Below are 19,494 nucleotides of genomic sequence, written 5' to 3' on the forward strand. Positions count from 1 at the left end.
GCGATGATATCGCCAAGTCTCATCGTCCCAGGCGGCCGGCAGGGCCCGTTCAGCGCTTGCGGGCCAGCGTGACGCCGTCACGGACGGGCAGCATCACGCAGTCCAGCCGGTCGTCACGGGCGAGGGCGTCGTTCACCCGGCGCATCGCCCGCTGGTCCTCCTCCTGGAACGCCGGGTCGAGCACCGTGCCCCCGAGGAACACGTTGTCGAGGACGAGCAGACCTCCGGGGACGAGCCGCGGGACGATCTCCTCGCAGTAGGCGGGGTAGTTGTCCTTGTCCGCGTCCACGAAGGCGAAGTCGAAGGCCGGCTCCTCGGGCAGCGCCCGCAGCGTGTCGAGGGCCGGGCCGATCCTGAGGTCGATGCGCTCCCGGACGCCCGCGCGTTCCCAGAAGGGCTGGGCGATGTCGGTCCACTCGGTGCTCACGTCGCAGGCGAGCAGGGAGCCGTCGGCCGGCAGCGCGCGGGCGATGCACAGGGCCGAGTAGCCGGTGAACACGCCGACCTCGATGGCCCGGCGGGCGCCCGCGAGCCGGACCAGCATCTCCAGCAGGGCGCCCTCGTCGGGCGAGACCTGCATCCCGGCGGAGCGGCCGGTCGCCTCCCGCGTCGCGACGGCCAGCTCGGTCAGCACCTGGTCGGCCGGGGTGGAGTGCGCGAGCAGGTAGTCGCCGACGGCCGGGGTGACGATCTCAAGGGCGTCCCCGGCGGTCGGGGCGGTCCACTCGACGTGGATCTCCTCCTGGGTGGCGAAGCGCACCAGGTGCCGGGTGACGACGTCCTGCACACCGGCCAGGGAGTCGAGCTCCGGGGCGGCGGCGATCAGGATCAGCTCGTCCCGGGTGGAGGTCAGCGAGCAGGTGCCCTGGCGGAAGGTGACGGTGCCCCGGCCGGCGCCGGTCAGCTCCGCGGTGGCCTTGTGGCCCATGTGCGAGATGAGCTGCTTGACGTAGCGGGCCGGGCGATCGGTCGCGACATGAGCTGTGGACAGGGGCATGCGGGGGTCCTTCCTCAGGCGTCAGGCGTCGAAGCGTCGAGAAAGCTCGACGCTTCGGTGCGCGACGGCAGTCTGCCGCGAGGCTTCCCGGTTTGTCAAAAGCGTCGAGATTCCTAGACACTTACGTCATGGACGACCCCCTGACGTTGAGCTCGCCCGCGCAGTTCAAGGCACTCGGACACCCGCTGCGCCACCGCATGGTGAACCTGCTGCGCCAGCGCCCCGCCACGCTCGGCGAGCTGACCGCGGCCCTCGGTTCGACCAAGGGAACGGTCGGCTACCACGTGCGCGTCCTGCGCGATGCCGGGCTGGTCCGCCTCGCGGGCACGCGGCGGGTGCGTGGCGGCACCGAGCAGCGCTTCGAGCTGGTCAGCAGGGGGTTCCGGCTGGCCGAGGAGGCCGGCGTCGGCGCCGAGTTCCTGGTCGGCGCCGCGCTGGCGGAGATGCTGCCCGCCCGTCCCGGCACCCGTGACCACACGTCGCTGCGCCACCTGTGGCTCACCCCCGACGAGGCCCGCGCCCTGGCCGAACGGCTGGAGGCCCTGGATCCCGGCCGGCACGAAACCGCGAGGCCCGGAACCGAGGCGTACGGGCTGCTCCTCAGCCTCTACCGCGCCGACATCCCCCGCCTTCCCCCCGAGGAGTGACCGCCCGCCCCGCAAAGCAGGGCCCCACTCCGCTCACACGCCATGACCGTCGCGGCCGTCAGAGCAGGCCCCGCTCCATGGCCGTGGTCACCGCCGCCGTACGGTCCGACACTCCGAGCTTGCCGAACACGCGCAGCAGGTGCGTCTTGACCGTGGTCTCGCTGATCGACAGTGCCCGGCCGATCTCGGCGTTGGTCATGCCCTTGGCGGCCAGCGCCAGCACCTGGCCCTCGCGGGGCGTCAGCGACTCCGCGACGGGGGCCCGCATCCTGGTGACCAGCTTGGTCGCCACCGACGGCGACAGCACGGTCTCGCCGCGCATCGCCGACCCGACGGCGGCCAGCAGGTCCGCCCTGCTGACGTCCTTGAGCAGGTAACCCGCCGCGCCGGCCTCCACCGCGCGGACGATGTCGCCGTCCGTCTCGTACGTGGTGAGCACGATGACCCGGGTCTCCGGACGCTCGGTGAGGATGCCGGGGATCGCACCCACTCCGTCGCCGCCGGGCATCCGCAGGTCCATGAGGACGACGTCCGGCGCCAGCCGCAGCGCCCTGACCACGGCCTCCGCCCCCGAGGCCGCCTCGCCGACCACCTCGATGCCCGGATCCGACTCCAGCATGCCGCGCAGCCCTTCACGGACCACCGGGTGATCGTCCACGATGAGCAGCCTGATCACGTCGGCACCTCCACCGTCAGCTCGGTCCCCCGGCCGGGAGCGGTGGAGACCCCGACGGATCCGCCCGCCTGCTCGACCCGGCTGCGCATGTTGCGCAACCCGTAGCCCTCGACGCCCCGCGAGCCATCGCTGTCACCGGGGTCGAACCCGTTGCCGTCGTCGGCCACCCGTAGGGTCACCTCGCGCCTGCCGTACCCCACCGTGACCCGCACCTCTCGCGCGTCCGCGTGCTTGCGCACGTTCGCCAGCCCCTCCTGCAGCGCTCTGACCAGCGCCACCTCCACGTGCGGCGGCAACGGCCGCGCGTCGCCGTCCGTGGCGAAGGCCGTGGCGACGCCGGTCTCCTCACCCGTCCGCCTGGTGATGCGCCGCATCGACTCCAGGAACGGGGACGAGTCGAGCGGCGCGGGGGCCAGGGCCGCGACCAGCGCGCGGGCCTCGGCCAGGTTCTCCCGCGCGGTCTTCACGGCGAGCCGCACGTTCCTGGTCGGGTCGGGCGCCTGCAGCAGCATGATGATGCTGCTGAACCCCTGGGCGAGGGTGTCGTGGATCTCCCCCGCCAGGCGTTCGCGCTCCTGCTGCGCGCCTCGCTCGGCCGACAGCCTCGCCACCTCGGCGCGGCTCCTCTCCAGTTGCTCGATCAGGTCCGAGCGCATCCTGCTCTCCGTGGTGACCCGGTCGGCCCAGCCGCCGAGGACGGCCGAGAAGAAGACGGCGATGGTGATCACCACGATGACGTTGAAGAACTGCCTGGGGTGCGAGGAGACCGCGACGACCCTGGCCACCGGCGGCACGCACAAGGCCAGGACCGCGGCGGTCGCCCACTTCGACGGCAGCACGATGAAGCACTGCGCGCAGAGCCCGAAGAGCGTGAAGAGGCTCTCCTGCGAGGTCAGCGCCACGGGGACGTAGAGCACGACCATCAGCGCCACATAGACCGCTCCGCGACGCGCGTCGTCGCGGATGACCGCGGGACGTCCCAGGAACACGTACAGCGGGGCAAAGGCCGCCAGGCAGGCCGCGGCCGTCGCCTTCTGCCATCCGGGCTGGTCGCCGAGGAGCAGGAAGACTCCCGGGACGGCGACGGACACGGCCAGCAGGAGCTCCCAGCCCCACAACTGCCGCCACGCGTCGAGATCTCCGCTCTTCACCGGTCGCGGCGGCTCTTCCACCGGAACGTCAGCAGACACAGCACCAGGCCTCCGATCACCCAGGCTCCCAGAACCAGTGCCACCCGGTCGAGCTCGTACGAGCCCGTCACCTCCAGAGCGGCGCCGCCCTCGCCCAGGAAGACCGCTCTGAACCCCTGGCACATCCACCGAAGCGGGAAGACGGAGGCGACGCCGACCAGCCAGCCGGGCAGCTCGGTGAAGGGGATGAACACCCCTGAGATGAACTGCAGGACGATGAAGGGCAGGGTGATGACGGCCGTGGCGCTCTTGGCGGATCGGGGCAGGCTGCTGGCCGCGATGCCGAGCAGGCTGCCCGCCGCCAGGCCGAGGATCCCGACCCAGCCGAAGGTGAGCCAGCCGGTGACGTCGTCCGGCAGCCTGAGGCCGTACAGGACGACGGCGACCGTCAGCAGCAACGTCACCTCGGCGACCGACATCACCATCACGCTGAGGATCTTGCCGAGGAAGTAGGCGGACCTGGGCATGGGGGTGCCGGCCAGCCGTTTGAGCACGCCCTGCTCCCGTTCGACGGCGATGCTGACGCCGAGGTTCTGCAGGCTCACGGAGAGCACGCCCGCCCCGATCAGGGCCGCGGTGTACACCTGGGCGACGGTGACGCCGCTGCCCTCGAACCGGCCGCGGAAGATCGAGCCGAACAGCACCAGGAGCACGATCGGCAGGGAGAAGGTGAAGATCACCTGGTCCCGTTCCCTGAAGAACTGCCGCAGTTCGAAGAGCGCTCGCCCCGCCCCGATCTCCAGGGCGGAAGGCAGCCCGCGGGCCGTGTCGGTGGTCGTCATGGTCCGCTCCGCTCCTCGATCAGCCGCAGGTAGGTGTCCTCCAGGGACGGGCGGGTCACGGTCAGCCGCGGGACCTCGCCCCCGTACCGCCGGGCGAGCTCGACGACCGTCGCGGCCGGGGTGTCGGTCTCCACCTCGCCGTCGGCCCAGGCCACCGTGGCCCTGGCGCTCGCCCTGCCGCCCAGGGTCCGCGGGTCGCCCTCGGCCACGATCCGGCCGTGGACGATCACCGCCACCCGGTCGGCCAGCGCCTCGGCCTCTTCCAGGTAGTGCGTGGTGAGCAACACCGTCGTGCCTTCCAGGCCCCTGATGAGGTCCCAGAACCGCCTGCGCGCCTCCGGGTCGAACCCGGTGGTGGGCTCGTCGAGGAAGAGCAGCTCGGGGTCGCCGACGATGCCGAGGGCGACGTCGAGCCTGCGCCGCTGGCCGCCGGACAGCGCCGGGATCCTCGCGTCCGCCTTCCCGGCCAGCCCGACCTGCTCGATGACCTCGTCAGGGTCTCTGGGACGCGGGTAGTACGTCGCGAAATGCCGGACGACCTCCCTGACGGTGACCTCCGCCATGTCGTCGGCCGCCTGCTGGACGATCCCCGTCCTCGCCCGCCACCGCCTGGTGGGCCGCCGCGGATCCACTCCTAGCACGCTGACCGTGCCCGCGTCGCGATCGCGGTGCCCCTCCAGGATCTCGACGGTGGTGGTCTTGCCCGCGCCGTTGGGGCCGAGGATCGCGAACACCTCACCGGGCCGGATCTCCAGATCGACGCCCCGCAGCGCCGTCACGTCGCCGTAGCGCTTGGTCAGTCCCCGCACGCTCACCGCTGCGTTCATGCGACGATCGTCCGGCGCGCCGGGCCCCTCCCGGCACCTCCGAGTGATGGACGCGTCCGTCCTCCGATCGGAGGACGGCGCACCCCTCCTTCGACGAGAACCAGGTGCGGGCTGACAACCTTTTCCCACCGCCTCCGCGTCGTGGCCATGTGAGTGATCCAACGGAAGAAGCCGCGTACGCCGCCTTCGTCGAGGCGGCCTGGAACAGGCACATGGCCGTCGCCATCCTGCTCACCGGCGACCGCCATCGGGGCGAGGAACTGCTCCAGGACTGCCTGGTGCGGCTGTACGTGCGGTGGCGGCGCGCGGCCCTCACCGACCCGCACGCCTACCTGCGACGCATGCTGGTCAACGGGAACGTCAGCTGGTGGCGGCGGCGTCAACGGGAACTGCCCACCGCCGAGCCGCCCGACCACGCGGATCCCCGGTCCGGGCCGTACGAGCGGGACGAGGACCTGCGGCGCGCGCTGCTGTCCCTGCCGCGCAGGCAGCGCGCCATCGTCGTGCTGCGGCACTACGAGGACCTGACGGAGAAGGCGGTCGCGGCCGCCCTCGGCTGCTCGGTCGGCACAGTCAAGAGTCAGCACTCCAGAGCGATGGCGCGGCTGCGCGCGGCTCTGCGGGAGAACCAGGAGGCAGCACGATGAACGACGATCAGGAACACCTCGCCCGGGCGCTGCGGACCCTCGCCCACCGCGAACCGGCCACTCCGGCGCCGGTGTCGGAGCTGGTGCGCCGGGGACGCCAGGCCAGGCGGAGGCGCACTGTCGCGGGCGCCGTCGCCGGAACGGGCCTCCTCTCCGCAGCGCTCGTCGTGGCCCTCGGCACGGCCGGACTCGGCCCCGCCGCCACGCCACCGGCCTCGACCGCGGTCGCCGTCGCGCCGCACTCCCGAGCCTCGCATCCTCCCGGTTCGCGATCCCTCGACGCCAGGTCCGTCCTGCTGGCCGCGGCCGAGACCGCCGCCCGCGAGCCGGCGACGTCGGGCCGTTTCTGGTACGTCCGTGAGCGCACCACCAAGCCGGCGCGCTACCTGCCGAAGGGCGGGAACCCGATGCGGGGGACGCCGTTCTCCGCGACCGTGGCCACCACCCAGGACACCTGGTACCCGAGCGACAGAGGAGCGTCCAGCCGGACGGTGACCGGCCAGGACCCGAAGGTCGCCTTCGCCTCCGCCGCGGACGAGGCGAGGTGGCGGCGACTGGGCTCCCCCGCCCTGGCCCCGGAGAAGCCGTCGACCAACGACCACGACATGGACCTGTCCTTCCTGATCGGCAACCACCGCTTCCCGATCGGGAAGCTGCTGGAGCTGCCGACCACGAAGGACACGCTGGAGAGCCGCTTCCGGCGGCTGTACGACGAGGAGTCCCCGAGCGACTGGTCCCCCGCCAAGCCGGAGTTCGGGGAGTACGTGTGGTCGGCGGCGCGGGACCTGCTGGCCGGCCCCATCAGTCCCGGGACCCGCTCCGCCCTCTACCGGCTGCTCGCCGAACAGCGCGAGATCAGGTCACAGGGGCAGGTCACCGATGCGCTGGGCCGCACGGGAGTCGCCCTGGCGCTTCCGGGGACCGGGACCGGGGAGAGCGCGGGCGAGTTCCGGCTGATCGTGGACGACGGCACGGCCGAGCTGCTCGCCTACGAGTTCCGTTCGCCGGGGGAATCGGAGCCGACGCTGCAGGTCTCCTACGAGGACATGGGCTGGGTCGACGACCTGGGCGATCGCCCGCGCGACTAGCCCGGTGGACAGGTGGTCATTTGACCACCCGTCCCGTCGTCTTCCGGCCGTCCGGGGGCACGGCCAGGCAGTACACGGTTCTGTACCGCGGCCAGTCGTCCTCCGCCGGCCCGAGTCCCCACAGGCCGACCGCGTCCCGTTCCGACTCCTTGATGCGCATCCTGGGAAGGCACCCGTTCTCCATGAGCCGGTTCATGTCCGCTCCCGGCCACGGCCCCTCGGGAAGGACGTAGGTCGTGGCGAACTCGGCGGAGTGCGGCACATCGCAGGGGACGACGGTCACCATGAACGTCTGGGGCAGGGGCTCGACGCAGTCGCCGGGCCGCAGCTCGGCGGCGTGGAACTGCTGGGAGCCGGGGATGGCGCTCTGCTGGGACGGCGTCTGCGGGGCGGCCGCCGATGTCGGCTCGGCACGCGTGGAGGACCCCGGCAGGGCGGATTGCCCGGCGCAGCCGGCGAGCGACAGCAGCACCCATAACGCCGCGAATGATGAACGGATCATGGAAACGAGGATGGCACCTCGTGATCACATCAGAAGCGGTAGTGCTGGACGGCGGTGCCCTTGCGCGACAGGAAGGTGCTCCAGGCGGTCAGGAAGCTTGCCAGGCGGGTGGTCCACGGATAGCGGGCGACCTCGGGCTCGCGCCCCAGGAAGATCTCGCGGACCAGCTTCATGCGCGGCTCCAGGCGCTCGATGTCCTGTGGGGTGTCGAAGCCGGGAGACCTGAGGTAGGGGGCGACGGACCGGGTGCCGGCGTACTTCCTGGCCGCCCACACGTGGAAGCGCGTGTAACCGTTGAAGCAGATCTCCCCCGAGGGGAAGTGGCTGATCAGACGGTCGAGGAGGGTGGCCAGCTCCTCCTTGGACAGGAACCCGATCAGGCCGTCGGCGACGATCACGGCGGGGCGGTCGGCGGGGATCTCGTCGAGCCAGTGGGCGTCGTTGAGGTCGGCGCCGATGGTGTGGGCGTGGGGGCGTTCGGGGAGCAGGAGCCGCCTGGCCGTGGCCGCGCCGGGCAGGTCCACGTCGTACCACTCGACGGTGGCGGGCGGGTCGACGCGGTGGACGCGGGTGTCGAGCCCGGCGCCCAGGTCCAGCCCGACCGCGCCGGGATGCCTGGCGACGAACCGCCGCACGATGTCGTCCATCACCAGCGAGCGGTGGGCGATGCCCACGACGGGGCTGGCGCTGAGCTTGAACTGCCCGGCGTCGTAGCCGAGCTTCGTGACGACGTCGTAGGCGGTCTTGTCGCGCAGGATCGGGTGCTCGGCCTGGTAGTCGAGCGCCTTGCCCGCGAGGGTGAGCCAGAGCGTGTTCTCCAGCGGGGTGAGCTCGGGAAGGGTGATCATTCTTCCTCCTGCGGGGACTCGTCCTGCGGGGACTCGTCCAGCGCGGCCCTGGCCGCCTTCAGCGCCGCGTCGTCGGCGAACAGCCCGTGGGTGTAGAGCTCCAGCGTGGGCAGCGCGAGGCGGCGCAGCACGTCGGGGCCGAACCGCTCGTGGCCCAGCGCGCGCGCCAGGGCGGGCGGCATGGTCAGCGTGGCCACGCTGTGGAGCACGCTCAGCACCGCCAGCGCCCGTACGTCGGAGGACGGGCGCATCGTGCCGTCGGCGATCCCGGCCCGCAGGATCTCCTCCGACTCCTCGACCAGCGTGTCGACGAAGGTGGCCGCGGCGGGCGTGTCCTCCTCGATGGCGCGCAGCATGTACTGCACCTGGAGGCGGTACTCCTCCGGGTTGGACAGGTACTCGCGGAACAGGTCCCGCATGCCGCTCGGACGGGCGTCGCCGGCCCGCTGGACCAGGATGCGCAGGACGTGGTCGTCGCAGACGCTCCGGAGCCTCTCCTTGCTGCCGAAGTGGTGGATGACCAGGCCGGCGCTCACTCCCGCGGTCGCCGCGACGGCGCGCAGGTTGGTCTTCTGGAAGCCGTCCCGGGCGAAGTGCGCGATGGCCGCGTTGCGGATCCTGGCCTGGGCGGTCAGGTCCGACGATGCTGAACACATGTTTTGGATGCTAAACGCACGTTCAGTATCACGCAAGGGCCGTGGAGACCTCAGACGCCGGACGGTCGGCGTCCGTCGTCGCCGAGGGAGATGAGCAGAAGGCGCAGCAGCGCCGCCAGTTGATCGCGCTCGGCGGCGGGCAGGTCCTCCAGGAGCCGGTGCTCGTTGGCGAGGTGATGCTCGACGACCTCGTTGACGAGGCGCAGCCCCTGGTCGGTCAGGGAGATCAGGACGCGTCGCCGATGGTCCGGGTCCACGCCCCGGTCGACCAGCCCCTTGCTCACCAGCCGGTCGACCCGGTTGGTCAGCGCGGCCGAGCTCACCATGACCGCCGCGCTCAGGTCTCCGGCACAGAGGCGGTGCGGCGGACCCGAGCGCAGCAGCGTGGCCAGCACGTCGAACTCCCAGGACTCGAGCCCGTGTCGGGCGAACTCCTCCTTGATCGCGCGTTCGAGCAGCCTCGACGCCCGGGAAAGGCGGCCGATGACCCCCATGGGCGAGCTGTCGAGGTCGGGGCGCACCGCCCGCCACTCCTCGATGATCACATCAACTCCGTCCTGCCGGGTCGCGTCGCTCACGCCAGGCCCCTTCCTGTGAGGCGGTTCGCTCCGCAGTCTAATCTCTCGACATCGAAATGTTTGACACTTGGGGGATCCTCGCTCTAATGTTTCGACATCGAAATTTTTGAGGGAGATGACATGCGTATCTTGATCGTCGGAGCGCGCGGCTACCTGGGTTCGGCCGTCACCGAAAGACTGTCGGCCGCGGGACACGAGGTGGTGGAGCTCGTCCGCCCGGGTGGCGCCCATCCCGAAGGACCGTACGAGCGGCGTGTAGGCGACCTGACCGACCCCGGCTCGCTCACCGCGGCGGTCACGCCCGACATCGACGCCGTGATCAATCTGGCCACCCCCACCGGTGACGCCGACACCGACGCCGCGGCCGTCGCGGCGCTGACCGGCCCGCTGCGCGGCACCGGGCGCGCGTTCGTCTACACCAGCGGCATCTGGGTGCTGGGCGCCACCGGATCGGCGACCGCCCACGAGGAGTCGCCGACCGACCCGATCGCGATCGTGGGCTACCGGCCCGGCATCGAACAGCAGGTGCTCGCCACCGCCGAGGAGGGCGTCCGCGCCACCGTGCTCCGTCCGGGCATCGTGTACGGCCGCGGCGGCGGCATCTCCGCCCTGCTGGTCGCCCTGGCGCGCAAGAACGGCACGCCCCTGGTCGTCGGGGACGCGGCGGTGCGCTGGCCGATGGTGCACGTCGACGACCTGGCCGACCTCTTCGCCAAGGTGGTGGAGCAGGCGCCCGCGGGAACGCTGTGGCACGGCGTGAGCGAGCCGGCCGTTCCGGTGCGGGAGCTGGCCGCCGCCGCCGGTCAGGCCGCCGGGGTCACCGGCGAGCCGCGGGTCTGGCCGCTGGAGCAGGCGCGCGAGGCGCTCGGCGAGCTGTTCGCCGACGCCCTGACGCTCGACCAGTCGGTCAGCGGCGAGGTGGCGCGCGACCGGCTGGGCTGGCAGCCGCGCCACCTGGAGGCCACCGCCGACCTTCGCGACGGTTCCTACCGCTGAGCCCGCCGCGATTCCGTCGGAGCTGTCATGATCTTGATGACGCCTCACCGATGGGATCCGCGATGCCCACTCGCTCACTCGTGCTGCTGGCCGCCTCGCTCTGCGCGGGCGGCCTCGGGCCGCCCCCGTACCACCGCCACCCTCAACTGCTGAGGATGCCGCGTCGTCACGCGGCCTGACGTCTTCTCGGCCGCATGTCGAAGAAGAAAAAGATCATCAGGAACACGTAGCAGCAGAGCGCGGCCACCGCGCTGAAGGCGCCGATCACGGTCGGCACCAGGTAGGAGACCGGGCCCATGCCCCACCGCAGGCGCAGGGCGCGCGCCTCCGCCGGGGTGATGTGGGGGCCCAGGTGGCGGTGGCCGAGCGAGGCGTACCACCACACGGCGTTGTAGAAGATCCCGCCGACCACCAGCACGAGCCCGTAGAAGACGGCCGCGACCCGCTGCGCCGCGACGTCGCCGCTGTGCAGGGCCTCGGCCAGCACGTGCGTGGGGAACGGCAGGAAGGCCACGTCCATCAGCAGCAGCACGTTGAACCCGAGCAGCATGCCATCGGTCCTGCGGATGAAGTGGAACATCCGGTGGTGGTTCATCCAGACCATGCCCACGAGCAGGAACGTGATGGCGTACGCCACGTACGACGGCCACAGGCCGACCAGAGCGCCCCGCAGGTCGTGCTCCCAGCCCTCGGGCAGGTGGATCTCGATCACCAGCAGGGTGATGGCGATGGCGAAGACGCCGTCGCTGAACGCTTCAAGGCGAGATGTACTAATTGCGGGGGAATCGTCCGTCACGGCCCCAGATCGTAGCCTGCGGACGGAGAAGCAGGCCGTCTCCCCGCACCGGCGGTCCTGACGAGGTCATCGCCCGACGGCGAGCCGGCGGGAGTGCTCCTCCCACGCCGCGGTGAGCCGGTCGACCGCGGCCTCCAGGGTCGGCGGGGCCTCGGCGAAGGAGAGACGGATGCCGTGGTGGTGCCTGCCGTCCACGCAGGCGGTGGCTCCCGGGGCGACGATGACGCCGTAGCGGGCGGCGGCCAGGTGCGCGAAGCTCTCACTGTCGCCGACCGGCAGGGAGACCCAGGTCGACAGCCCGGCCCGCGGCATCTCGGCCGGCCAGGCGGGCAACTGCCGCTCCAGCAGCGCCAGCAGCAGATCCCGCCGGTCACGCAGGGAGTGGCGGAGCCCGTCCTGCCAGGTCGTCCCGGCCGCCCCGAGCAGGCGGGCGGCGATGAGCTGGGACGGCACGCCAGGAGCGGGATCGCTCGCGCAACGCAGCAGCAGGACGTCACGCGACCGCTCCGGCGCCCGGATCCAGCCGACTCGAAGCCCTGCCCAGAACATCTTCGACAGGGATCCGAAGGCGATCACGGACTCGTCCCGCGCCGCCAGCGGGATCACCGGCTGTCCCTCCTCCCCCAGGTCCAGCCCCGCCTGGGTCAGGTCCTCCACGAGGAGCGCGCCGCCTCGCCGTACCGTGGCGAGCAACGAGTCGCGGCGTGAGGCGCTGAGGACCGCGCCGGTGGGGTCGTGGGCCGCGGAGTCCACGTAGATCACCGGCGTGCGGACGGCCAGGCGCCGCACGGCCTGCGCGTCGATGCCGAACGGATCCACCGGCACCGCGATGGGGCGCTCTCCCCGCATGGCCGACACGAGTCCCGGACCGGTGGGGCAGCCCGTGATCACCGAACGCCCGGAGGCGGCCGTCGCGGCGAGCACCAGCGACAGCGCGTGCCGGGCACCGGAGGTCACGATCAGCTGATCCGCCGTGGTCGGCAGGTGCAGTCGCTCCGTGAGGTGCGTGGCGAGCGCGGCGCGCAGCGCGGGGAGCCCGGCCGGGTGCAGGCCATGTCCGCGCAGGTCGTACGGCAGGATGCCGCCGTCGAAGGGCGGCAGGTGATCGACGCCCGCGGGCACCGACAGGGACAGATCGATGACCTCTTCGTGGCCGGAGGAGCCGTCCTGGGCCAGCCGGCGGCGCAGCAGCGCGGAGGCCGCGTCCTCCAGCGGTGCGGGCGTCGAGGTGGGACGCGGGCGGACGAAGGTGCCGGCGCCCTGGCGGCGTTCCACCAGGCCGGCGTCCGCGAGCTCGCTGTAGGCGCGGACGAGTGTGCCGCGGCTGACCCCGAGCGCGTCCGCCAGCGGCCGCTCGGCCGGCAGCCGCTCTCCCGCGTCCACCAGCCGCCGCTCCATCGCGTCGGCGATCCCCTCCGCGATCCGCCGGTAGTGGGGCCCGGTACGGCGCCGCCACCCGTCAAGGGCGATACGCACCCACCACCCCAGATCATGGTCCATTTTCCAAAATTGGCACTGTCTCGCGCGATCGGCAACGGACATGCTTGCCGTCGGCGTTCACGACCCGGGGAGACATCATGGATCCGAGCCCCACGCTGGCCCGGCGGTTCTGGGAGGCGATCGAGCCCATCCACGCCGTCGCCTACTTCACCGTCGAACCGGCGGAAGCGGCCACGGCGATCGGACTCACCGGCTGGTGGATGGGCTACTTCGCGGGCCGGGTCGCCCCGGTGGGGCCGGTCGACGAGGCCGCCGCGGCCGCCCTGTTCTTCGCGTTCGCGCCGGCGAAGGTGGCCCGCGCGCTGCCCGAGGCGTGGGAGCGCGCCGGCCCGGAGAAGGTGCTCGACAGCCGTCTCGCCGCGGTGCGGGCGGCCCTCGACCGCGTCCTCCCGCCCGTCGGGCCCGACACCCTGCTACGCCTCGTCGGCCTCCTCGAACGGGCGGCCGAAGGGTGCGCCTACGAGGGACGCGCGCTGGCCGCCGCCTGGTCCCGGGTGTCCCGCCCGGCCGACGTGGCCGGACGGCTCTGGCTCGCCACCACGATCCTGCGCGAGCATCGCGGCGACGGTCATGTCATCGCCGTGGTGCATGGCGGGCTCTCCGGGCTCGAAGCGTCCCTCACCCATGTGGCCACCGGCAACGTCTCCAGGGAGCTCATCCAGCGGAGCCGCGGCTGGACCGACGCCGAGTGGGAGGAGGCGCGACGCAGGCTGGTGGCCCGTGGCCTGCTCGACCGGGACTCCCGGCTCACCAGGACCGGCGGGGTGCTGCGGCGCGAGATCGAGAACGCCACCGACCGGCTCGCCGCCGACCCGGTCGCCACGCTCGGCGAGACCGGCGTCGAGGAGGCGATCCGGCTGGCCGCGCCGATCAGCCGCCACCTCGTCGACACGAACGTCATCCCGGTCCCCAACCCGATCGGAGCCCCCCGCCCATGACCACCATCAGGTGCTCGCACCAGGATGCCGTCACCACGATCACCATCGACCGCCCGGCCAAGCACAACGCTCTGGACTACGCCACCATCGACGCCTTGATGGCCGCGCTCGACCGGGTGGAGACCGACGAGGGTGTCCGGGCCGTCATCCTCACGGGCGCCGGGCGGCGCGCCTTCAGCGCGGGCGCCGACATCGGCGATCTCGCCGAGAGCATCGCGGGCGGCGTCGACCGGGCTCTGCGGGACGTCGTCCGGAGGGGGCAGGGACTCACCCGCCGGATCGAGACCTTCCCCAAACCCGTCGTCGTCGCCGTCAACGGCCTGGCCTACGGCGGCGGCTGCGAGATCACCGAAGCGGCGCCGCTCGCCGTCGCGGCCGACCACGCCACCTTCGCCAAGCCGGAGATCACACTCGGCTTCCCGCCCCCGTTCGGGGGTTCGCAGCGGCTGCCCCGGCTCATAGGCCGCAAGCGCGCGCTGGAGATGATCCTCACCGGCGATCCCATCGACGCGGGGCGCGCCATGGACCTCGGTCTGGTGAACAGGGTGGTCCCGGCGGACGACCTCCTCGACGCGGCGCACGACCTGGCGGCGCGCGTCGTCCGCCACCCCGCCTCGGCCGTGACGGCATGCCTGGCCGCGGTGACCCGCGGTGTCAACGTGCCGATCGACGAGGGGCTCGCCGTCGAGGCGTCCTGGTTCGCGGTGACCGTGCCCACGGAGGGTGTCGCCTCCGGCCTACGGCGCTTCCTCGCCCGCGACAGGCGCCCCGATCGCGGGCGCTGAGCCGTACCGCCGGCCGAGCCAGGAGCCGGGATCGGGGCGCCGCGGCAGGCCGCCGGAGACCGGCAGCCGCACGTCGATCCGCGTGCCGGCGTCCTGCTCGGCCACCACGACGCCGCCGCCGTGCAGCGTCACCTGCTGGCGGACGAGAGTGAGACCGAGCCCGGAGCCGGGACTCCCGGTGCGCCGGTGGAAGCGGGCGAAGACCGTCTCGCGGTCGGCGGGCGGGATGCCGGGGCCGGCGTCCCGTACGGACAGGACGGCGTCGTCGCCCTGCGCGGACAGCTCCACGGTGATCAGGGCCCGGCCCTGGTCACCGGCGCCGTGGATCGCGGCGTTGTCCAGCAGGTTGTCCACGATCACCCGCAGCCCTTCCGCCCGTCCGCGCACGGGCAGGCCGTCCGGGACCGAGGCGGAGATCGTGGCGTGCGGATGGCGGCGGCGGGTGTCCTCGACAGCCGTGCTGACGATCTCGGCCAGGTCGACCTCGACGAAGGTCGCCCGGTCGAGCAGCTCGCCACGGGCCAGCCCGCTCAGCATGGTGATCAGCCGCAGGATCCGGGCGTGTTCGGCGTTCAGGTCCGCGACGACTTCCGCCCGCTCCGCCGGATCGAGGCCCGGGTGGTCCAGCAGGCTCAGGTTGGCGCCCATGCTGGTCAGCGGGGTGCGCAGCTCGTGCGCGGCCGAGGCGGCGAAGGCGCGCGCCGTCTCCAGCGCCTCGCCCGTGCGCGCCACCGCCGCGTCGCGCCGGTCCAGCAGCTCGTTGACCAGCCCGGCCAGCTCGTCCACCTCGACGGCTCGCGAGGTGGTGGCCAGCCGGGTCGCCGTGCGCGACGGCCGGTCGATCGCCCGCGCCTGCCGGTGCAGCACCGCCACCGGCCGTACGGCCAGCCGCCCGAGAGCCAGGCCCGCCGCCACGCCCACTCCGGCCGCGACGAGCGTGGACAGCACCACGCGCCGGGCGAGCTGCCGGCGTTGCGCGTTCACGTGCGCCGCCGGCTCGAACAGCCACAGCCGGGCCCGTCCGCCCGGCCCGAGGTCCGCCTGCACGAACCGCCACCGCCGCCCGTCCCGGACGAGATCGGCGGGCCCGTCCGCGCCTGCCGGGTACGGCCCGCGGGGCAGGTCTCCTGCGGCGAGCGGCTCGGTCCCGGAGACCTCCAGATACACGCCGCCCGGACCGCCGCCGGTGGCCGCCGCGGCCAGCCGCTGCTTGAAGACACCGGGCGTCATCCCCGGATCGGTCCGCGCCGCGTACAGGGAGGCCATCGGCGTCAGCGCGTGCAGCCGCGCCGTCAGCTGCCTGTCGCGCTCCGCGTACAGGTCCTCGGACATCAGCCGCAGCACGAACAGCCCGGACAGCAGGACCAGCAACGGGACGAGCACGGCGAAACAGACGGCGAACCGGGTGGACAGCCTCATCGCATGGCTCACAGTTCCGAGGGGAGCATGGCCCGCAGCACGAACCCGACCCCGCGGACCGTGTGCACCATCCGGGGCTCGCCGCCGGCTTCGAGCTTGCGACGCAGGTAGCCGACGAAGGTGTCGACGGCGTTGCCGGTCACCTCGAAGTCGTAGCCCCAGACCCGTTCCAGCAGCACCTGCCGGGACAGCACGATGCCGGCGTTGCGCGCGAGGGTCTCCAGAAGGTCGAACTCGCGCCGCGTCAGGTCGACCGCGCGGCCGTCGAGGGTGACCCCGCGAGTGGCCGGGGCGACCGTCAGCGGACCCACCCGGATCGTCGTGCCGGGAGCGCGACCGGCCCTGCGCAGCAGCGCGCGCAGCCGCAGAACCAGCTCCTCCAGCGCGAACGGCTTGACCACGTAGTCGTCCGCGCCCGCGGCCAGCCCGGCCACCCGGTCGGCGACCTCGTCCATGGCGGAGAGCATCAGCACCGGCACCTCCGAGCCGTGGCCGCGCAGCCGCGAGCACACCTCGATCCCCGACAGGCCGGGCATCGACACGTCGAGCACGACCGCGTCCGGAGGCGCGCCGTCGACCAGGTCGAGGGCCTGCCGTCCGGATGCGGCGGTCGTCACGTCGAAGCCCTCCAGCCGCAGGCCGCGGCGCAGGGAGCGGAGGATCGCCGCGTCGTCGTCGACGGCGAGTATCCGGGGCGCGGTCATCGGTGCTCCTTGGGGATCAGCGGTCTCACGAATTTGCCAGAGAGGTTCTGTTCACTGCCGGAGGTCGTTCACCGAGGGAAAAGAGATTCGCGCATGTGGAGGATCCGCACAAGTGTGGCGGTGTTACTCGCCGTTCTGGCCACGGCGTACGCAGCCGGGAGCGGCGTCGCGGCGAACGCGGCGGCCACCGGCAGGACCACCGTCCACACGATCACCGTTGACGGGCGGCAGCGGAGCTACCGGCTCCACCGGCCCGCGTCGCTCCCGGCGAAGGCGCCGCTGGTGGTGATGATGCACGGCGGCTTCGGCTCGGCGAGGCAGGCGGAGAGGTCGTACGGCTGGGACGCCGAGGCGGACCGGCGGCGCTTCGCCGTCGCCTACCCCGACGGTCCGGCGGCGTGGGACGTCGGCGACGGCTGCTGCGGCAGGCCGGGCAGGGAGCAGGTGGACGACGTCGCCTTCATCACCCGGATGATCGCCGACGTCGGCCACCGGCTGGGGATCGACTCCGGGCGGGTGTACGCCACCGGCATCTCCAACGGCGGCATGATGGCCTACCGGCTGGCCTGCGACACCAGGATCTTCGCCGCCGTCGGCCCGGTGGCCACGACCCGGCTCGGCGACTGCCCCGCACCGGCGCCGCTGTCGGTCATCCACATCCACGGCCTGGCCGACGAGACCGTCCGCTTCGACGGCGCCGCGGGCACCGGGATCGCCGAGATCGACGGGCCGCCGGTGCCGGAGGTCGTCGCCGGCTGGCGGGCCGTCGACCACTGCGGCCGCCCCACTGTCACGAGGTCAGGACCGGTCACCACCGAAGCGGCCCGCTGCGCGCGGGGCCGCGCCGTCACTCTGATCACTGTCGAAGGCGCCGGACACCAGTGGCCCGGCGGGCAGGTCGTCCGCGAGCGGGCCGATCCCCCGTCCAAGGCCCTCGACGCCACCGCGGTCATCTGGGACTTCTTCGCCGCCCACGCCAAGCGCTGAGGCAGGGCGCGAGATCGGCCGGCCAGGCCCGTCACCCTATTCCGGCGGTCTTGAGCCGAGCTCGACGCAGCAGGCGCCCGGCCGGGGGGCCAGTGTTGCTTCCACGGTGGTCGCCCTGAGTCCTTCGCAGTAGGCGGCGAGGAAGGCGTGGTTGATGCCGCACACCAGGTCGGGGTCCTTGGCCGCGAGGGGGTGGAAGGGGCAGTTGTCGAGCCGGAGGCGGGTCGGCGCGACCCGGGCCGGCTCGAAGCCGTGGTCCTCCAGCATGTGGGCGATGTAGGTGAGGGCGCGTTCGGTGCCGAGCCGGCCGGGCTTGAGCCGGTCGTGCTCCGCCTTCCCGAGGGCGTGCCCGCGGTCGGCCGCGACGCGTACGGCGGCCTGCGGCCCGCTCTCGTCCGGCCGCTGGTGCCGTACCGCCTCCAGCAGGATCTCGGCGAGCAGGCCGTGTTCGCGCGGCGGGATGCTGACCTGAACGTGCAGGTCGGTCGGCTGGTACAGCTTCGGGGCGCGGCCGACCCTGCGGATGCCGTCCGGTTGGGCGTACGTGGCCTTGAGCAGGCCCACCTCGACCAGCTTGTCGAGGTGGAAGGCCGCCAGCTTGCGGGAGATGCCGACGCTCCGCGCGGCCTCGTCGCGGGTCACCGGAGCAGGCGACTGCCGGATGAAGGCGTGCATGCGGCGTCGCAGCTCGTCGTCGAGCGCCGCCACGGCGCGCACCGCGTCGTCCGTCACCTGTTCACGATAACACTCGTCTTCCACGGGGAAACCCCTTCTCCTCGTGCGCCTCGGCGTGATAAAGCTAAGAGTTATTAGTGAAATTGGAAGGGGAGGCCGACATGCTCAACGGATCGACCGTTTCCACGGGAGGCGTCGACCTGGCCGCGGCCGAGCTGGCGGCCGGCCAGTTCCTCGAAGCCCTGGGCATCCACCTGGACAACGAAAGCCTGCGCGGGACCCCCGGGCGGATGGCGCGCGCCTACGCCGAGCTCTTCTCGCCACGTCCCTTCGAGCTGACCACCTTTCCCAACGACGAGGAGTACGACGAGCTGGTCCTGGTCCGTGACATCCCGCTCCGGTCGGTGTGCGAGCACCACCTGCTGCCGTTCACCGGCGTCGCCCACGTCGGGTACCTGCCAGGACCGCGCATCGTCGGACTGTCCAAGCTCGCCCGCATCGTGGAGCACTTCTCCTGCCGGCCACAGGTCCAGGAGCGCCTCACCAAGCAGGTCGCCGATTGGCTGCAGACGAACCTGCGGCCCCGAGGGGTCGGCGTGGTCGTCCGAGCCGACCACACGTGCATGACGCTGCGCGGCGCGCAGTCCCCGGGGGCTCAGACCATCACGTCCACCTTGCTCGGCGTGCTGCGCGACGACGCCCGCTCACGGGCCGAGTTCCTCTCCCTGGTCAACCCCTGACCGCAAGGCGCGCGGCTCGCCTGACGGGCGCCCCCGGGCGGCCAGCACCTCGGCCAGCAGCTCCGCGAGTCCCACAGGCCGCAGAGTCTCCGTGGTCTCGGCCGCGACGAGCTCGGCCGAGGACCACCATCGGTGATCAGTGATCGCCTCCTGTTCGCCCGCCTCCAGGCGGGCGCGGGTGACGGCCTGCGTGCCGCGCGCCCGCGCGAGGAAGTACCGCTCGTGCATGTGCACGGGCTCGCCGCCCCACCGGACGTCCGCGTCGAGCGTCCACAGGCACGGCCCCCACTCGACCTCCGTCAGCCCGGTCTCCTCCAGCAGCTCCCTGCGGGCGGCCTGAAGGAAGTCCTCGCCCTGCTCCAGCCCCCCGCCCGGGGGCACCCAGAAGAACTCCCGGTCCGGAGCCCCGGGAACGACGATGACGCCGTCGTACCGGTGCCGGATCAGCAGGATCCGATCGTCCTGATCCAGCAGCACAATCCGGGCACCTCGTCGGGTCCGCATCGCTCGCTCTCC

The 19,494-nt window shown here is 72.4% G+C and carries 23 protein-coding genes; 8 read left to right on the forward strand and 15 right to left on the reverse strand.

Annotated features, from left to right (window positions below; genetic code table 11):
• Positions 1-49 precede the first annotated feature (49 nt).
• Entirely contained in the window at positions 50-997 is a 948-nt protein-coding gene (locus HTZ77_RS48435) for a DUF2218 domain-containing protein (protein ID WP_175592918.1), read from the reverse strand.
• Positions 998-1,125: 128 nt separating this feature from the next.
• Between HTZ77_RS48435 and HTZ77_RS29330 the strand changes: the two genes are divergently transcribed.
• Positions 1,126-1,644, forward strand: coding sequence for an ArsR/SmtB family transcription factor (locus HTZ77_RS29330; RefSeq protein ID WP_175592919.1), 519 nt, complete (start codon positions 1,126-1,128; stop codon positions 1,642-1,644).
• A 58-nt stretch (positions 1,645-1,702) separates the two neighbouring features.
• Here HTZ77_RS29330 and HTZ77_RS29335 read toward each other — a convergent pair whose 3' ends face one another.
• Genes HTZ77_RS29335 through HTZ77_RS29350 form a run of 4 tightly spaced genes read right to left on the reverse strand, consistent with a single transcriptional unit; the run spans position 1,703 to position 5,119 of the window.
• On the reverse strand, positions 1,703-2,320 hold the full coding sequence (locus tag HTZ77_RS29335; RefSeq protein ID WP_175592920.1) for a response regulator: 618 nt from the start codon (positions 2,318-2,320) through the stop codon (positions 1,703-1,705).
• Entirely contained in the window at positions 2,317-3,471 is a 1,155-nt protein-coding gene (locus HTZ77_RS48440; protein WP_175592921.1) for a sensor histidine kinase, read from the reverse strand. The genes HTZ77_RS29335 and HTZ77_RS48440 overlap by 4 nt, the downstream gene beginning before the upstream one ends.
• Positions 3,468-4,292, reverse strand: coding sequence for an ABC transporter permease (locus tag HTZ77_RS29345; protein ID WP_175592922.1), 825 nt, complete (start codon positions 4,290-4,292; stop codon positions 3,468-3,470). Before HTZ77_RS29345 ends, HTZ77_RS48440 begins: the two co-directional genes overlap by 4 nt.
• Positions 4,289-5,119: an ABC transporter ATP-binding protein gene (locus HTZ77_RS29350; protein ID WP_175592923.1), complete on the reverse strand. Its 831-nt coding sequence runs from the start codon at positions 5,117-5,119 to the stop codon at positions 4,289-4,291. The genes HTZ77_RS29345 and HTZ77_RS29350 overlap by 4 nt, the downstream gene beginning before the upstream one ends.
• A 149-nt stretch (positions 5,120-5,268) precedes the next feature.
• Here HTZ77_RS29350 and HTZ77_RS29355 point away from each other — a divergent pair, with 149 nt between their 5' ends.
• Entirely contained in the window at positions 5,269-5,766 is a 498-nt protein-coding gene (locus HTZ77_RS29355) for a SigE family RNA polymerase sigma factor (protein ID WP_175592924.1), read from the forward strand.
• Positions 5,763-6,854: a CU044_5270 family protein gene (locus HTZ77_RS29360; RefSeq protein ID WP_175592925.1), complete on the forward strand. Its 1,092-nt coding sequence runs from the start codon at positions 5,763-5,765 to the stop codon at positions 6,852-6,854. The genes HTZ77_RS29355 and HTZ77_RS29360 overlap by 4 nt, the downstream gene beginning before the upstream one ends.
• A 16-nt stretch (positions 6,855-6,870) precedes the next feature.
• On the opposite strand, the gene HTZ77_RS29365 is transcribed toward HTZ77_RS29360, so the two are convergent.
• From HTZ77_RS29365 to HTZ77_RS29380, 4 genes are read right to left on the reverse strand one after another with little or no spacing between them, the layout of a single operon-like run.
• Positions 6,871-7,356 carry a hypothetical protein gene (locus HTZ77_RS29365; RefSeq protein WP_175592926.1) on the reverse strand — a complete coding sequence of 162 codons (486 nt, stop codon included), beginning with the start codon at positions 7,354-7,356 and terminating at the stop codon, positions 6,871-6,873.
• 29 nt (positions 7,357-7,385) lie between these two features.
• Positions 7,386-8,204 (reverse strand): class I SAM-dependent methyltransferase, encoded by an 819-nt coding sequence (locus HTZ77_RS29370; protein WP_175592927.1) that lies wholly within the window; start codon positions 8,202-8,204, stop codon positions 7,386-7,388.
• Positions 8,201-8,860 carry a TetR/AcrR family transcriptional regulator gene (locus HTZ77_RS29375; RefSeq protein ID WP_175592928.1) on the reverse strand — a complete coding sequence of 220 codons (660 nt, stop codon included), beginning with the start codon at positions 8,858-8,860 and terminating at the stop codon, positions 8,201-8,203. The genes HTZ77_RS29370 and HTZ77_RS29375 overlap by 4 nt, the downstream gene beginning before the upstream one ends.
• Positions 8,861-8,910: 50 nt before the next feature.
• Positions 8,911-9,438, reverse strand: a complete 528-nt coding sequence (locus HTZ77_RS29380; protein ID WP_328808838.1) for a MarR family winged helix-turn-helix transcriptional regulator — start codon at positions 9,436-9,438, stop codon at positions 8,911-8,913.
• Between the two features lie 120 nt (positions 9,439-9,558).
• Between HTZ77_RS29380 and HTZ77_RS29385 the strand changes: the two genes are divergently transcribed.
• On the forward strand, positions 9,559-10,434 hold the full coding sequence (locus tag HTZ77_RS29385; RefSeq protein WP_175592929.1) for an NAD-dependent epimerase/dehydratase family protein: 876 nt from the start codon (positions 9,559-9,561) through the stop codon (positions 10,432-10,434).
• Positions 10,435-10,600: 166 nt separating this feature from the next.
• Here HTZ77_RS29385 and HTZ77_RS29390 read toward each other — a convergent pair whose 3' ends face one another.
• Positions 10,601-11,230, reverse strand: a complete 630-nt coding sequence (locus HTZ77_RS29390; RefSeq protein ID WP_175592930.1) for a TMEM175 family protein — start codon at positions 11,228-11,230, stop codon at positions 10,601-10,603.
• 66 nt (positions 11,231-11,296) lie between these two features.
• Positions 11,297-12,706 carry an aminotransferase-like domain-containing protein gene (locus HTZ77_RS29395; RefSeq protein WP_175592931.1) on the reverse strand — a complete coding sequence of 470 codons (1,410 nt, stop codon included), beginning with the start codon at positions 12,704-12,706 and terminating at the stop codon, positions 11,297-11,299.
• A 101-nt stretch (positions 12,707-12,807) separates the two neighbouring features.
• On the opposite strand from HTZ77_RS29395, the gene HTZ77_RS29400 reads away from it, so the two are divergent.
• Together HTZ77_RS29400 and HTZ77_RS29405 are read left to right on the forward strand one after the other, a co-directional pair.
• Positions 12,808-13,668 carry an SCO6745 family protein gene (locus HTZ77_RS29400; RefSeq protein WP_175592932.1) on the forward strand — a complete coding sequence of 287 codons (861 nt, stop codon included), beginning with the start codon at positions 12,808-12,810 and terminating at the stop codon, positions 13,666-13,668.
• The gene (locus HTZ77_RS29405) at positions 13,665-14,453 is read left to right on the forward strand and encodes a crotonase/enoyl-CoA hydratase family protein (RefSeq protein ID WP_175592933.1); all 789 of its coding nucleotides are present in this window, start codon (positions 13,665-13,667) and stop codon (positions 14,451-14,453) included. The genes HTZ77_RS29400 and HTZ77_RS29405 overlap by 4 nt, the downstream gene beginning before the upstream one ends.
• Here the strand turns inward: HTZ77_RS29405 and HTZ77_RS29410 are convergent.
• Both HTZ77_RS29410 and HTZ77_RS29415 read right to left on the reverse strand, forming a co-directional pair.
• Complete coding sequence (locus tag HTZ77_RS29410) at positions 14,406-15,872, reverse strand: sensor histidine kinase (RefSeq protein WP_175592934.1); 1,467 nt, start codon at positions 15,870-15,872, stop codon at positions 14,406-14,408. The two genes, HTZ77_RS29405 and HTZ77_RS29410, sit on opposite strands and share 48 nt — an antisense overlap.
• An 8-nt stretch (positions 15,873-15,880) precedes the next feature.
• Entirely contained in the window at positions 15,881-16,576 is a 696-nt protein-coding gene (locus HTZ77_RS29415) for a response regulator transcription factor (protein ID WP_175592935.1), read from the reverse strand.
• A 114-nt stretch (positions 16,577-16,690) separates the two neighbouring features.
• Between HTZ77_RS29415 and HTZ77_RS29420 the strand changes: the two genes are divergently transcribed.
• Positions 16,691-17,563, forward strand: a complete 873-nt coding sequence (locus HTZ77_RS29420) for an alpha/beta hydrolase family esterase (RefSeq protein WP_205303737.1) — start codon at positions 16,691-16,693, stop codon at positions 17,561-17,563.
• Positions 17,564-17,599: 36 nt separating this feature from the next.
• Here the strand turns inward: HTZ77_RS29420 and HTZ77_RS29425 are convergent, their stop codons facing one another.
• Positions 17,600-18,295 (reverse strand): helix-turn-helix transcriptional regulator, encoded by a 696-nt coding sequence (locus HTZ77_RS29425; protein ID WP_175592937.1) that lies wholly within the window; start codon positions 18,293-18,295, stop codon positions 17,600-17,602.
• A 104-nt stretch (positions 18,296-18,399) separates the two neighbouring features.
• Here HTZ77_RS29425 and folE point away from each other — a divergent pair, with 104 nt between their 5' ends.
• The gene (gene folE, locus HTZ77_RS29430) at positions 18,400-18,978 is read left to right on the forward strand and encodes a GTP cyclohydrolase I FolE (protein ID WP_175592938.1); all 579 of its coding nucleotides are present in this window, start codon (positions 18,400-18,402) and stop codon (positions 18,976-18,978) included.
• Here the strand turns inward: folE and HTZ77_RS29435 are convergent.
• Positions 18,943-19,482 (reverse strand): NUDIX hydrolase, encoded by a 540-nt coding sequence (locus tag HTZ77_RS29435; protein WP_175592939.1) that lies wholly within the window; start codon positions 19,480-19,482, stop codon positions 18,943-18,945. The two genes, folE and HTZ77_RS29435, sit on opposite strands and share 36 nt — an antisense overlap.
• Positions 19,483-19,494 lie beyond the last annotated feature (12 nt).

Source organism: Nonomuraea montanisoli, assembly GCF_013363975.1.
Taxonomy (GTDB): domain Bacteria; phylum Actinomycetota; class Actinomycetes; order Streptosporangiales; family Streptosporangiaceae; genus Nonomuraea; species Nonomuraea montanisoli.

What these genes read in the sequence shown, in the direction of transcription:
- HTZ77_RS29410 (WP_175592934.1), bottom strand. Translation starts at nt 15,872, where the DNA reads ATGAGGCTGTCCACCCGGTTCGCCGTCTGTTTCGCCGTGCTCGTCCCG.
- HTZ77_RS29435 (WP_175592939.1), bottom strand. Translation starts at nt 19,482, where the DNA reads ATGCGGACCCGACGAGGTGCCCGGATTGTGCTGCTGGATCAGGACGAT.
- HTZ77_RS29345 (WP_175592922.1), bottom strand. Translation starts at nt 4,292, where the DNA reads ATGACGACCACCGACACGGCCCGCGGGCTGCCTTCCGCCCTGGAGATC.
- HTZ77_RS29330 (WP_175592919.1), top strand. Translation starts at nt 1,126, where the DNA reads ATGGACGACCCCCTGACGTTGAGCTCGCCCGCGCAGTTCAAGGCACTC.
- HTZ77_RS29375 (WP_175592928.1), bottom strand. Translation starts at nt 8,860, where the DNA reads ATGTGTTCAGCATCGTCGGACCTGACCGCCCAGGCCAGGATCCGCAAC.
- HTZ77_RS48435 (WP_175592918.1), bottom strand. Translation starts at nt 997, where the DNA reads ATGCCCCTGTCCACAGCTCATGTCGCGACCGATCGCCCGGCCCGCTAC.
- HTZ77_RS29360 (WP_175592925.1), top strand. Translation starts at nt 5,763, where the DNA reads ATGAACGACGATCAGGAACACCTCGCCCGGGCGCTGCGGACCCTCGCC.
- HTZ77_RS29365 (WP_175592926.1), bottom strand. Translation starts at nt 7,356, where the DNA reads ATGATCCGTTCATCATTCGCGGCGTTATGGGTGCTGCTGTCGCTCGCC.
- HTZ77_RS29370 (WP_175592927.1), bottom strand. Translation starts at nt 8,204, where the DNA reads ATGATCACCCTTCCCGAGCTCACCCCGCTGGAGAACACGCTCTGGCTC.
- HTZ77_RS29385 (WP_175592929.1), top strand. Translation starts at nt 9,559, where the DNA reads ATGCGTATCTTGATCGTCGGAGCGCGCGGCTACCTGGGTTCGGCCGTC.
- HTZ77_RS29405 (WP_175592933.1), top strand. Translation starts at nt 13,665, where the DNA reads ATGACCACCATCAGGTGCTCGCACCAGGATGCCGTCACCACGATCACC.
- HTZ77_RS29400 (WP_175592932.1), top strand. Translation starts at nt 12,808, where the DNA reads ATGGATCCGAGCCCCACGCTGGCCCGGCGGTTCTGGGAGGCGATCGAG.
- HTZ77_RS29415 (WP_175592935.1), bottom strand. Translation starts at nt 16,576, where the DNA reads ATGACCGCGCCCCGGATACTCGCCGTCGACGACGACGCGGCGATCCTC.
- folE (WP_175592938.1), top strand. Translation starts at nt 18,400, where the DNA reads ATGCTCAACGGATCGACCGTTTCCACGGGAGGCGTCGACCTGGCCGCG.
- HTZ77_RS29350 (WP_175592923.1), bottom strand. Translation starts at nt 5,119, where the DNA reads ATGAACGCAGCGGTGAGCGTGCGGGGACTGACCAAGCGCTACGGCGAC.